Annotated in this window: 12 protein-coding genes; 10 read left to right on the top strand and 2 right to left on the bottom strand. The window is 50.9% G+C overall.

Annotation, left to right across the window (positions count from 1 at the left end):
• Positions 1-215 precede the first annotated feature (215 nt).
• From folC to hisP, 9 genes are all read left to right on the top strand, one after another.
• Entirely contained in the window at positions 216-1,496 is a 1,281-nt protein-coding gene (gene folC, locus GA565_RS07710) for a bifunctional tetrahydrofolate synthase/dihydrofolate synthase (RefSeq protein ID WP_152197994.1), read from the top strand.
• The gene (gene dedD, locus GA565_RS07715) at positions 1,486-2,259 is read left to right on the top strand and encodes a cell division protein DedD (RefSeq protein WP_152197995.1); all 774 of its coding nucleotides are present in this window, start codon (positions 1,486-1,488) and stop codon (positions 2,257-2,259) included. Before folC ends, dedD begins: the two co-directional genes overlap by 11 nt.
• A 364-nt stretch (positions 2,260-2,623) precedes the next feature.
• Positions 2,624-3,115: a colicin V production protein gene (gene cvpA / locus GA565_RS07720; RefSeq protein WP_152197996.1), complete on the top strand. Its 492-nt coding sequence runs from the start codon at positions 2,624-2,626 to the stop codon at positions 3,113-3,115.
• A 30-nt stretch (positions 3,116-3,145) separates the two neighbouring features.
• The gene (gene purF, locus GA565_RS07725) at positions 3,146-4,663 is read left to right on the top strand and encodes an amidophosphoribosyltransferase (protein ID WP_055779259.1); all 1,518 of its coding nucleotides are present in this window, start codon (positions 3,146-3,148) and stop codon (positions 4,661-4,663) included.
• A gap of 173 nt (positions 4,664-4,836) precedes the next feature.
• Positions 4,837-5,409 carry a UbiX family flavin prenyltransferase gene (locus GA565_RS07730; protein WP_055779255.1) on the top strand — a complete coding sequence of 191 codons (573 nt, stop codon included), beginning with the start codon at positions 4,837-4,839 and terminating at the stop codon, positions 5,407-5,409.
• 347 nt (positions 5,410-5,756) lie between these two features.
• On the top strand, positions 5,757-6,539 hold the full coding sequence (locus GA565_RS07735; RefSeq protein ID WP_152197997.1) for a lysine/arginine/ornithine ABC transporter substrate-binding protein: 783 nt from the start codon (positions 5,757-5,759) through the stop codon (positions 6,537-6,539).
• A 134-nt stretch (positions 6,540-6,673) separates the two neighbouring features.
• A complete protein-coding gene (locus tag GA565_RS07740; RefSeq protein ID WP_152201360.1) occupies positions 6,674-7,360 on the top strand; it encodes a histidine ABC transporter permease HisQ in 687 nt (228 codons plus the stop codon).
• The gene (locus GA565_RS07745; RefSeq protein ID WP_152197998.1) at positions 7,357-8,073 is read left to right on the top strand and encodes an ABC transporter permease; all 717 of its coding nucleotides are present in this window, start codon (positions 7,357-7,359) and stop codon (positions 8,071-8,073) included. Before GA565_RS07740 ends, GA565_RS07745 begins: the two co-directional genes overlap by 4 nt.
• 48 nt (positions 8,074-8,121) lie before the next feature.
• On the top strand, positions 8,122-8,895 hold the full coding sequence (gene hisP / locus GA565_RS07750) for a histidine ABC transporter ATP-binding protein HisP (RefSeq protein ID WP_152197999.1): 774 nt from the start codon (positions 8,122-8,124) through the stop codon (positions 8,893-8,895).
• A 59-nt stretch (positions 8,896-8,954) separates the two neighbouring features.
• On the opposite strand, the gene GA565_RS07755 is transcribed toward hisP, so the two are convergent.
• Both GA565_RS07755 and GA565_RS07760 read right to left on the bottom strand, forming a co-directional pair.
• Entirely contained in the window at positions 8,955-10,589 is a 1,635-nt protein-coding gene (locus tag GA565_RS07755; protein ID WP_152198000.1) for an FGGY-family carbohydrate kinase, read from the bottom strand.
• A 38-nt stretch (positions 10,590-10,627) separates the two neighbouring features.
• On the bottom strand, positions 10,628-11,377 hold the full coding sequence (locus GA565_RS07760; RefSeq protein WP_193311884.1) for an SDR family oxidoreductase: 750 nt from the start codon (positions 11,375-11,377) through the stop codon (positions 10,628-10,630).
• A 457-nt stretch (positions 11,378-11,834) separates the two neighbouring features.
• Between GA565_RS07760 and GA565_RS07765 the strand changes: the two genes are divergently transcribed.
• A complete protein-coding gene (locus GA565_RS07765) occupies positions 11,835-13,106 on the top strand; it encodes an MFS transporter (protein ID WP_152198001.1) in 1,272 nt (423 codons plus the stop codon).
• The last annotated feature ends 28 nt before the right edge of the window (positions 13,107-13,134 follow it).

A 13,134-nucleotide genomic window follows, 5' to 3' on the forward strand; every position in this document is an offset into this window, starting at 1 on the left:
TGCAGTCATCGCCTGTACGCGTGAAAAGGGCGGCAATATTGTTTGCCGCCTCTACCCGCACTTTTCGGGTAATGAGTGCGGGTAATAAGTAAAATAGGCTGGTATCCAGCGTCGTGCGCAAGTGCTGACAAAGGGGCATTGCCTGTCGTAAAGTCCGGTAATGCATGTCCTTCAGACTCATAATGATTCTGAACAGATTAAGTTAGGCGGGACTTATGCAAAACACTCTTATTCCTGAAGCCACGTCGCCTTTGGTCACGTGGCTTCATTATCTTGAAAATCTCCATTTTCAGGCGATTGAACTCGGTCTCGATCGGGTTAGTGCCGTTGCATCACGCATGAATCTTCTGACTCCCGCCCCTAAAGTATTCACCGTTGCCGGTACCAATGGCAAAGGCACCACCTGCCGTACGCTCGAAGCTGTGCTGATGGCCGCCGGCTATCGGGTTGGGGTTTACAGTTCTCCTCATCTGGTTCGCTACACCGAACGCGTGCGCATTCAGGGGCAAGAACTTAGCGAAGCCGAGCACTGCCGGTCGTTTGCGCAGCTTGAGGCAGGGCGGGGAGATATCTCGCTGACCTATTTTGAGTACGGTACGCTTTCTGCACTGCAGCTCTTTAAGCAGGCCGCGCTGGACGTGGTAATTCTTGAAGTCGGGCTTGGCGGAAGGTTAGACGCCACCAACATTGTGGATGCTAACGTTTCTGTGGTCACCAGCATTGCCCTCGATCACACCGACTGGTTAGGTCCCGACCGCGAAAGCATTGGCCGCGAAAAAGCCGGTGTCTTCCGCCAGAGTCGTCCTGCCATCGTCGGTGAAATTGACATGCCCCAGACCATTGCCGACGTGGCTAACGAAAAGGGTGCTCAGCTGCATCGCGTAGGCCACGACTGGCATTATCAGGTCGGTAGTGCGGATTGGACCTGGCGCTGTGAGGGCGAAGATGCTGCCCATTACGAAAATTTACCGTTGCCTAACATTCCGCTGGCCAATGCGGCTACGGCGCTTGCGGCGCTGCACTATTCTGACCTGAACGTTCCCGAAGATGCAATTCGCACCGGCCTGCAGCAGGCCTCTTTGCCAGGCCGTTTTCAGAGGGTAAGTACGTCGCCACGGCTTATCCTCGACGTTGCACACAATCCGCACGCCGCGGGCTATTTGGCCGGTAAACTTTCTGATTTGCCAAGGCAGGGCGGAAAAGTACGTGCAGTTATCGGCATGTTATTGGATAAAGACATAGCCGGAACGTTGGACTGTCTTAAACCGCAGGTTGATGTTTGGTACTGCGCGCCACTTGAAGGGCCTCGCGGTGCTGATGTCTCAGCGTTGACAGAACATCTTCCGCAGGCGTTTTCTTTCACCGATGTGGTGAGTGCATGGAGACAAGCGATGCAGGATGCTGAAACTCAGGATATTGTTATAGTCTGTGGATCATTTCATACCGTAGCGCATGTGATGGCTGCGTTGGATACGGGGAATACCAGTGGCAAGTAAGTTTCAAAATCGTCTGGTTGGCACCGTAATTTTGGTCGCGCTGGGGGTTATCATTCTCCCGGGGCTGCTTGATGGAAAAAAGAAGCACTACGAGGATGAGTTCGCCTCGATACCGTTGGTTCCTAAACCGGGGGACGCACAGGAGCAGGACAGCACAGGGCAGGTGACGCAGTCTTTACCGGCTCAACCTCCTGAAGGGGCGGGTGACGCCGTTAATGCCGGTGCTGCAGAGGCGGCTCACGCTGCCGCGCAGGCTGACGGCGCTGACGAGGAAGACGGCGATGCTACGGTAAGCGCGCCGCCGCCGAAAGCTCAGCCCAAGACCCTGACGCCACCGAGCCATGTCGAATCGCGTACTGTTCAGCCAACCCGGCCTACGCAGACGAAACCGGTAGCGGCCAAGCCCGTCGAGCCGAAGAAAGTTGAACCAAAGCGCGTAGAGTCTAAGCCCGTAGAGCCTAAGTCGGTTGAAACACCGCAGGCGCCCGAGAAGCCAGCAGCGGCTGAAAAAGCGCCGGTGGGACAATCTTACGTGGTGCAGCTGGGTGCATTGAAAAATGCCGACAAGGTGAACGAGATTGTCGCGAAGCTGCGTCTTTCAGGCTATCGCGCCTATACGGTTCCGGCCACGCCGGTTCAGGGGCAGATAACCCGCGTCTTCGTCGGACCCGAGGCCAACAGGCAAAATCTTGAGTCGTCGCTGCCGGCGTTGAAAAATGCCAGTGGATTGAGTGGCGTCGTGCGTTCGTACTCGGCTAAATAAATACCCGCTATATTTTAACGTGCAGGGCGGTTGGCTGCATTTAATCACCCCGGTCACTTGGTTATCCAGGTCGCCGGGGTGTTTCTGATTAGAGGCACCTGTCTGCAGGTTGCCGTGGGTATAAGCATCCTGTGCCCTTTTCATTTAACTTTTATTTAAAAGATTTTGTTATCTTTTTGCGATGATTGATGTTTTTTTCACCGCAATGAATAATTTGGCTGACCGGCAGATTTCCCCTACGCAAACGTTTTCTTTTTCTGTTAGAATTCGCAGCGATTTGGATGCCGGGCAAGTTTTTCCCAGAGTAACTGTCGCTTAAGCGGCAGAGACGAAGGGTCTTATCCTGGATGAGATTGATAAAGTGATGGTTTGGATTGATTACGTCATTATTGCGGTTATCGGGTTTTCTGCTTTAGTCAGCCTGATTCGAGGTTTTGTTCGCGAGGCCTTATCATTGGTAACCTGGGGGTGCGCCTTCTTCGTTGCCAGCCACTATTATCCTTACCTCGCCGTCTATTTCACACGTTTCGGAGACGAAGTCGTTCGAAACGGGATCGCAATCGGTATCTTGTTCATCGCGACGTTGATCGTAGGTGCCATTGTAAACTATGTGATTAGCTCATTGGTCGAGCGTACCGGACTTTCGGGAACCGACCGGGTACTTGGTGTCTGTTTTGGCGCACTGCGCGGCGTACTTATCGTCTCCGCAGGGCTGTTCTTTCTGGATACGTTTACCAGCTTTTCACACGGCGATGACTGGAAGCAGTCTCAGTTGATCCCATATTTTAGTTCTATCATCAGGTGGTTCTTTGACTACCTGCAGAGCACGTCGAGTTTCTTGCCAAAGCATATTTAACTTTGGCAGCGCTGATGAGGAAAAGACAACATGTGCGGTATTGTCGGTATCGCCGGTTTCATGCCGGTAAACCAGTCGATTTATGACGCGTTAACGGTGTTACAACACCGTGGGCAGGATGCCGCAGGCATCGTCACCATTGATGGCAACAATAACTTCCGTCTGCGGAAGGCTAATGGCCTGGTGAAGGATGTATTCGAAGCACGGCATATGCAACGTCTGCAAGGCAACATGGGCCTTGGTCACGTTCGTTACCCTACGGCTGGCAGTTCCAGCGCTTCAGAGGCTCAACCTTTTTACGTCAACTCTCCGTTCGGCATTACGCTTGCCCACAACGGTAACCTGACCAATGCACACGAACTGAGAAGTACACTGTTTGAGGGCGCACGTCGCCACGTAAACACCACGTCTGACTCCGAAATTTTGCTGAACATCCTTGCGAGCGAGCTGGATAGATTCCAACACTACCCGCTTGAAGCAGATAACATTTTTGCTGCTGTCTCCGCAATGAATCTCAAAATCCGCGGCGCTTATGCCTGTGTGGCGATGATTATCGGCCACGGCATGCTGGCGTTCCGTGACCCGCACGGTATTCGTCCACTGGTTATCGGCAAGCGCGAGCTTGAAGACGGCCGCTGTGAATACATGGTTGCGTCTGAGAGCGTGGCTCTCGATACGCTGGGCTTTGAGTTCCTGCGTGACGTTGCGCCAGGTGAAGCCGTTTATGTCACCGAGAAAGGCCAACTCTTTACGCGCATGTGTGCCGAGAATCCTCAGTACAATCCATGCCTGTTCGAGTATGTCTATTTTGCTCGCCCGGACTCGTTTATCGACAAGATTTCGGTCTACAGCGCACGCCGCCGTATGGGCCAGAAGCTGGGTGCCAAAATTGCCCGCGAGTGGGAAGACCTGGAAATTGATGCGGTTATCCCGATCCCAGAAACGTCTAACGATATTGCTCTGGAAATCGCTCGTATCCTTAACAAGCCTTATCGTCAGGGATTTGTTAAAAACCGCTACGTCGGCCGTACCTTTATCATGCCGGGTCAGCAGGAGCGCGTTAAGTCGGTTCGCCGTAAACTTAACGCCAACCGCGCCGAGTTCCGTGATAAAAACGTTCTGCTGATCGATGACTCTATCGTTCGCGGTACGACCTCGCAGCAGATAGTCGAGATGGCCCGTGACGCAGGCGCCAGAAATGTCTACCTCGCTTCGGCCGCGCCGGAAGTGCGGTTCCCGAACGTTTACGGTATTGATATGCCGACCGCTAATGAGCTGATCGCTCACGGTCGTGAAGTCAGCGAAATTAACCAGATGATTGGTGCAGATGCGCTTATCTTCCAGGACTTGAGCGACCTTATTGATGCGGTAAGAGAAGAAAACCCGGATATCGAGCAGTTTGAATGCTCGGTATTTGACGGTATCTACGTCACTAAAGATGTTGATCAAAACTATCTTGAGTACCTTGACGCCCTGCGTAACGACGATGCTCAGGCATTGCGCGGCCAGCAGGAAGCCGAAAATCTCGAAATGCATAACGAAGGCTAATCCAGCCTTTTAAGCCGCCCATTATTCCTCGTGTTGTGGAGGATAATGGGCGGTATTCGCGTTATATCGCGACTCCCTCCTCTGTTACTTGCCAATCGCTTTTCAATCCGGCAAAGTCTTCTGATTATTCATACCTTCTGACGTTTTAGTTCGTCATTTCTGAGGCAGTTTTCATGAAACGACTCATTGTCGGCATCTCTGGCGCCAGCGGCGCAATTTATGGCGTACGCCTTTTACAGGTTTTACGCGAAGTCGCTGACGTTGAAACCCATCTGGTGATGAGTAATGCCGCGCGACAAACCCTCGCACTGGAAACCGATTTGAATTTACGCGACGTGCAGGCTTTGGCCGACGTGGTTCATGATTCTCGTGATATTGCCGCCAGCATTTCTTCCGGTTCTTTCAAAACCGCGGGCATGGCGATTCTGCCGTGCTCAATCAAAACGCTCTCCGGCATCGTCAACAGCTATACCGACGGTTTACTGACCCGTGCGGCAGACGTGGTTTTAAAAGAGAGCCGTCGGCTGGTACTGTGCGTGCGTGAAACCCCGCTGCACCTTGGTCATCTGCGCTTAATGACGCAGGCCGCCGAGCTGGGCGCGATTATCATGCCGCCGGTGCCTGCGTTTTATCATCGTCCGACCAGCGTTGAAGATATTGTTGATCAGACCGTTAATCGCGTCATTGATCAGTTTGATATCGAGCTACCGGAAGACCTGTTTGTTCGTTGGCAGGGCAGCCACTGAGTTTTTGCAACCCTTTATGCCCTAATTTTGCACAGAATGATAACGATGCACCAAAATTGAACTCTTTATGTTTTATTTTGGTGCATTTCTGTTTCAATCATCCGATGCGGCGAGGTCAGTGGGTTGTTTTACAGACTAATCTGAATGTAATTACGGGCCTGTCGTTCATTAAAACAGCAGAAAAGAAAAGTCGGCACGATTACTGCATAACTTATGCATAATTACTGCATAGCAATAAAAGTGGTGAAAATGTTACCGACACAGACCGGTAACAAAACAATAAAAGGGTTGTTTAGGCAACCGGGTACAACAAACAACAACGCACGATTAATGGCTGAGGGTAATGTATGAAAAAGTTGTTCAAGGTTCTTCCTCTGGTGTTAGTACTGGCCAGCGCAAGCAGCGCTTTTGCTGCCGTGCCAAAAGCAATTAAAATCGGTACGGATCCCACTTATGCGCCATTCGAGTCCAAGGATTCTAGCGGTAAGCTGGTAGGTTTCGATATCGACTTGGCTAACGAGATGTGTAAGCGTGCGCAGATTAAATGTACCTACGTTGAAAGTGACTTTGATGCCCTGATCCCATCACTGAAAGCGAGAAAAATTGACGCCATTATTTCTTCTCTGTCGATCACTGAAAAACGTCAGCAGGAAATTGATTTTACCGAAAAACTTTATGCCGCGAATGCGCGCCTGATTGCGCCGGTAGGCTCCAAAATTCTGCCAACGATTGACGCACTGAAAGGCAAAAATGTGGGCGTTTTGCAGGGTTCCACTCAGGAAGCCTATGCCAACGGCACGTGGCAGCCTAAAGGCATCAACGTCGTTGCTTACCAAAACCAAGACCTGATTTATGCCGACTTGGCGTCAGGTCGTCTGGACGCGGCATTCCAGGACGAAGTTGCAGGTAGCGAAGGCTTCCTGAAACAGGCTGCGGGTAAAGGCTATGCGTTCGCGGGTCCTTCGGTTAAAGATGATAAATTCTTTGGCGTGGGCACCGGTATGGGTCTGCGTAAAAATGAAGACGACTTGAAAGCAGCCTTGAACAAGGCATTCGACTCTATGCGTAAAGACGGCACTTACGACAAATTGGCGAAAAAATACTTCACGTTCGATGTGTACGGTGGTTAAGCATTAACTGACGACGTCAGGAAAATAGTTGTCGTTTCCGTAGTGGCGGCTTGCCCTTAGGGGTAAGCCGTTTTAAAAAGCCCTAATAAACCTGCGAAACGCAGTCTGATTCTCGTCAAAGACAGGATATGTTCATGCTATATGGGTATTCCCACGTAATAATCCAGGGCACGCTGGTTACGCTGGAATTGGCACTTTCCTCGGTGCTGCTGGCGGTGGTTATTGGTTTGATTGGTGCAGGCGGTAAACTGTCAAAAAGCCGGGTTATTTCTGGTATTTTTGGCGCTTACACCACGTTGATTCGCGGTGTTCCCGACCTGGTATTAATGTTGTTAATTTTTTATGGTTTGCAGATTGCGCTAAACAATCTGACTGAAGCTGTTGGCATGGACCAGATTGATATTGATCCCCTAAGCGCCGGCATCATCACCCTGGGATTCATCTACGGTGCCTATTTTACCGAGACGTTTCGCGGCGCTTTTATGGCCGTCCCTCGCGGACAAATCGAAGCCGCGGTGGCTTATGGCTTCAGCGGGTCACAAATTTTCCGTCGTATTCTGTTTCCAGCCATGATGCGCTTTGCGCTGCCGGGAATTGCCAACAACTGGCAGGTTATTCTCAAGGCGACGGCGCTGGTTTCTCTGCTCGGCCTTAACGACGTGGTTAAAGCGACCCAACTGGCAGGCAAGGGAACTTATCAACCGTTCTACTTCGCCATCGTTGCCGGTATTATTTACCTGGTATTTACCACTTTATCCAATGGTGTTCTGGTGTGGCTCGACCGCCGCTATTCACTGGGTGTGAAGAGGGCTGAGCTATGATAGATATTTTACATCAATATGGTCTGTCCCTGCTGTACAGCGACGGCTACCGTTTTACAGGCCTTGCGGTTACGTTGTGGCTGTTAATTAGCTCTGTGGTGATGGGCGGCCTGCTGGCCGTGTTGATGGCCGTAGGACGCGTCTCACCAAACCGCTGGGTAAGTACGCCTATCTGGGTTTATACATACATCTTCCGCGGTACTCCGCTGTATGTGCAGCTGCTGGTATTTTATTCAGGGATGTACAGCCTGGAGATCGTGCGCGGTACTGACTTCTTAAATGCGTTTTTCCGCAGCGGGCTGAACTGTACTATTCTTGCGCTGACGCTAAACACCTGTGCTTATACCACCGAGATTTTTGCCGGTGCTATTCGCGCGGTTCCGCACGGAGAAATCGAGGCGGCCAATGCCTACGGCTTCTCTCGCTTTAAACTTTATACCTGCATCATTTTACCTTCCGCGCTGCGTACGGCCTTGCCCGCTTACAGTAACGAAGTAATTTTAATGCTGCACTCCACCGCGCTGGCGTTTACCGCCACGGTGCCAGACGTGTTGAAAGTTGCCCGAGATATCAACTCCGCGACCTATCAACCATTCTATGCCTTTGGTATTGCAGCGGTTATTTATCTTTGCGTCTCATTTGTGTTGATTAGTTTGTTCCGCAAGGCGGAAAAACGCTGGCTGGCGCACGTTAAGCCCCAGTCTTCTCACTAATAACAAATGTATTAACAGTGAAAACGTTAAACCTGTGCGGGAAAAATCATGCCAGAAAATAAATTAGCCGTAATAGACTTGCATAAACGTTATGGCGAACACGAGGTGTTGAAAGGCGTGTCGATGTCGGCGAATGCAGGTGACGTTATCAGTATTATTGGATCTTCCGGATCGGGGAAAAGTACCTTTTTGCGCTGCATCAACTTCCTCGAAAAGCCGAGTGAGGGTTCTATTAGCGTAAACAATCAAGATATTCGCATGGTGCGTGACACCGATGGGCAGCTGAAAGTGTTTGATAAAAAACAGCTTCAGCTGCTGCGTACTAAGCTAACTATGGTTTTTCAGCACTTCAACCTGTGGAGCCACATGACCGTTCTGGAGAACGTTATGGAGGCGCCGATTCAGGTGTTAGGCCTTAGCAAAGCGGAAGCCAAAGAGCGCGCCGTTCGCTATCTCGAGAAGGTGGGTATTGACGAGCGTGCACGCAGTAAATATCCGGTAAACCTTTCCGGTGGTCAGCAGCAGCGTGTGTCAATTGCGCGCGCACTGGCAATGGAGCCCGAGGTGCTGCTGTTTGATGAACCGACCTCAGCCTTGGACCCTGAGCTGGTCGGCGAAGTATTGCGCATCATGCAAAAGCTGGCCGAGGAGGGAAAAACCATGGTCGTCGTGACCCACGAGATGGAATTCGCTCGTCACGTTTCTAATCACGTGATTTTTCTGCATCAGGGCGTGATTGAAGAGCAGGGTAATCCAGTTGACGTATTTGGTAGCCCGAAGAGTACGCGTTTGCAGCAATTCCTCTCAGGTGCCTTAAAATAACCCGTCGTCATTAGCACCACAACTGCGCTGTAAGGCCCTTCCCAGGGCCTATTCCTATGTTACTGCAGTGTTTCGCGGATAAGCCTTGCTTCATTCTGGAGGCGCGCATAGGCCTGATAACGAAGGGTATGCAGCTCGCTCACGCTAGCCTCCGGTAAATACTGATCGTCTGGAACACAAAATTGATCCATTGCATAACTAACCGACGGTGAGAGCCCGCCAGCTACGGCGCCGAGGATGGCTGCTCCCAGCAGTACCGGCTCGTCAGCTTTTGTCGTCATGACTGGATACCCGCAGGCGTCGGCTATCAGTTGGCGTACCAACGGGTGCCGTCCTGCCCCCCCGCTGATCACCACATTATCAACGGTAACCCCCCTACGGGCCTGCGCGTCAATAATCTGCCGCAGCCCGTAGCCAATGCCGCAGAGGCCAGCGATGTACAGGCAGAGCAGGCTGTTGATATCGCTTTCCATACCCAGTCCCACGATCACCGCCCGGGCGTGGGGATCTGCATGCGGTGAGCGGTTTCCCAAAAATTCAGGCACTACATGAATATCACGGGCTAACTGAACCGCATCAGTGGCAGAGAACCCCTTTTTCTGGGCCAGACTGGCGAGATAGGTGGGAAGAGAAACACCTGCATCTTTAGCCTTGATAGTGGCCTCTGGCGCGGCCGGATGTAAGGACACAAGCTGAGCAATAGCAGCGCCGGCGGCGCTCTGTCCCCCTTCGTTCAGCCAGAAACCAGGAACCATTGCTGAATAATAAGGCCCCCAGACACCCGGAATAAATGCTGGCTCCTGCGTGGTGGTCATGGTGCAGGATGAGGTGCCAAAAACGTAGGCCAGATTACGAGCTGCGCCACCGCTACCGGCACCCACGGTACCGATGCCACCGGCGTGTGCATCAATCATACCCGCGGCCACCGGCGTACCCTGCGGCAACCCCATCCGATCGGCCGCCTCTGCCGTTAGCCCTTGCCCGCAGGGCATGCCGGGTTCAACGATGTTGACGCCGATACGACGAAAGTCCTCATCCGCCAACTCTTCCAGCCCAATTTGGTGAAAGTAGTCGGGATCCCAGCGTTTCTCGTGGGCCAAATAGGTCCACTTACAGGTAACGGTGCACACCGACCGGGACAGGTCTCCGGTTGCCTTCCAGGTCAGGAAATCGGCCAGGTCAAAGAACTGCCAGGCGTTATGGTATACGTCCGGCCGGTTCTCCTTAAGCCAGAGCAGCTTGGGCGTCTCCATTTCCGGCGATATTTTCCCGCCGACATACTGAAGAACGGAATGTCCGGTAGCATTGATCATTTCGGCCTGTGCGGTGGCGCGATGATCCATCCAGACGATAACGTTTCTCTGCGGATCTTCTGACGGCCCCACAGCAAGGGGTACACCGCCGTCGCCGACCACGACAAGAGAGCAGGTGGCATCGAAACCGATACCGGCAACGCGGTCTGGGGAGACCTTTGACGCGGTTACGGCCTGCCTGACAGTTTGACAAACGGCGTCCCATATCTCGCTACTTGATTGCTCAACGTAGTGTTCAGGGCCTTTATAAAGAGTAATTGGCTGCATAGCGCGAGCCAGCATTGTCCCTGAGGGGTCAAACACACCGGCCCTAACGCTCCCCGAGCCGACGTCAACGCCAATAACTACCGGGGTGGATTGGATCGGATTGTTATTATTCATACCTGTTCCTTTCAGCCACAGAGGCCGAGTATTGAGGGTCAGAGATCGACGCTGTTAGGAAGGATAACCAAATCGCGAACGGTGACGTTCTTAGCGCGGGTCACCATGAACAGGACGGACTCAGCCACCTCTACAGGCTGCATCAGACTGCCGTTAGCCAGCGCTTCATCCATTTTGGCCTGTGGCCAGTCGTCGAGCAGCGCAGTAACGACCGGCCCCGGCAGGACAGCTCCGACGCGGACGCCGTGTTTTGCGACTTGACGACGGGTGGAATGAACAAAGGCCTGAACGGCGAATTTCGACGCAGTGTAGATAGGTTCCCAAATAACAGGCACCACCCCCGCAATGGAGCTGGTAAAAATAATGTCACCCGATTTTTGAGAGATCATGTGCGGCAGAACTGCACGGACACTGCGGAATGCAGCATTGATATTCAGGTGAAGCACACGATCCCAGACGTCGGGATCTCCTTCCTCAACGGGGCCACCAATATACGCGCCTGCATTGGCGTGAAAAATATCCAGACGGCCAGTCAGTTCGAGAATACCGGAGAGAATATTGTCGACCTCTTCCGATTTCATCAAATCTATCTGTAATGCAAACGCGTTTTCGCCGAGCTCCGCGACGATTTTCTCTAACTTTTCGCCTTCCCGGTCAACCAGAACAACTTTTGCACCTGCACTTAACAACATTTTTGCACACGCGAGACCGATCCCTGACGCCGCGCCAGTGATAGCAGCGACTTTGCCCGTAAGAGATGTATTCATGGAGGGGACAGAGTGGTTCATTTTATAATCCTTATATAATGATTTGGAAATTTTATCGTAATAAATCCTGGGTGAGCGAAGCCATAAAATAATATATTTAGCTTTAAAGCAATCAGGGCTCAATTCTATAACGAATAGTCATGGGATGACGACGGAGCTCTCTGATTTATTGGCCTGCGCATCGTTTCGGGATTTTTACCCTAGTTTTTAAAAACCTTTCCGTCAAATTTTTGGTGGTTATTTTAGAGCGGCATCACTTTTATTCATTTCGTTTAATTAATTAGAAAATAATGAATGGGCTGCTTTATTGAAATATTGTTTTTAATTGTTATTGGTTAGAGTGAGTTGTTTTGTGACTGCACTCATATTAATGCTACATATTTGTTGACCCTAAGGGGGGTCTTGGGGATTAGATAGCAGCCGAAGTTCGAAAGTAACGCTACGTGACATGAGCAATGAAAATAATTAAGGGAATAAAATGAACATTAATAATGATCACTGGATAGGACTGCCGAAAAATTTGTTATGGGGGTACGTGGCTATTTTTTTGTTTATGACAGGAGATGGTTTTGAACTGGCTTTCCTCTCTAAGTACATCGTTGAATTAGGGTTTTCACCCGCACAGGCAACCTTTGCCTTTACCGTTTACGGGCTATGCGCCGCACTTGCAGCATGGGGGTCAGGAGTAATAGCTGAGGTGATTACGCCGCAAAAGGCCATGAAAATAGGATTTTTCATGTGGGTCATTTTCCACGTTTTGTTTATGATTTTCGGACTCACGCAAAAGAACTATTATTTCATTCTTTTATTTTATGGAATACGCGGGCTGGCTTATCCATTATTTCTCTATTCATTTATCGTGGTTATAGTTCATAACGTTCGTGAGGAGTTGGTGGGTTCGGCATGTGGCTGGTTTTGGGCCGCCTATTCACTCGGCATTGGCGTGATTGGCAGTTACTTGCCAAGTTTAATTATAATTTATATTGGTGAGCTAAATGTATTGTGGTTCTCATTGGTCTGGGTTTGCGCGGGTGGAATATTGGCCATGTTCTCACTTAGGGATATTAAAACCTCCACTCACATGTTGAGTTTGACTAATAAAGAAAAGTTTAGCGAAATGAGTCGGGCGGTGACGTTATTGGTGAGTAACAGAAATATTTGCCTTGCCAGTATTGTGAGAATAATCAATACGCTGTCGCTGTATGGTTTTGCGATAATTATGCCGCTGCTTTTTGTTGGTGATTTAGGCTTTACGATGCCGGACTGGCTGCAAATCTGGGCTATCTTCTTCTTCTCGACCATTGTGTTTAACGTTTTCTGGGGGATTATGTCTCAGAAATGGGGCATCATCCGTGTTATTCGATGGTATGGCTGTATTGGCTGCGCGGTGTTTAGTTTGTCGTTCTATTACCTGCCGATGTATTTTGGCGATAATTTCTGGATAGCGGCACTCGGTGCAACGCTTCTCGGGGCATCGACGGCGGCCTTCGTGCCAATGACCGCGCTTTTCCCTGCTTTAGAGCCAGAACATAAAGGTGCGGCGATTTCTGTATGCAATCTTTCTGCGGGATTAAGCAACTTCTTTGCCCCTGCTATCGCAACCATTTTGCTGCCTTTCGTGGGAGTTAAAGGTGTGGTGTTTGCCTACAGCGGGCTCTATATCGTGGCGTTTATTCTCACACTTTATATCCAGTTCACTCAGAAGCGGTACGGCGTTCTGCGCAGCAGTACACAGAGGGTGACTTCTTAAAAAAAAGCCCCCAACGGTGAGATTGGGG

Source organism: Rouxiella sp. S1S-2 (genome assembly GCF_009208105.1).
GTDB lineage: Bacteria > Pseudomonadota > Gammaproteobacteria > Enterobacterales > Enterobacteriaceae > Rouxiella.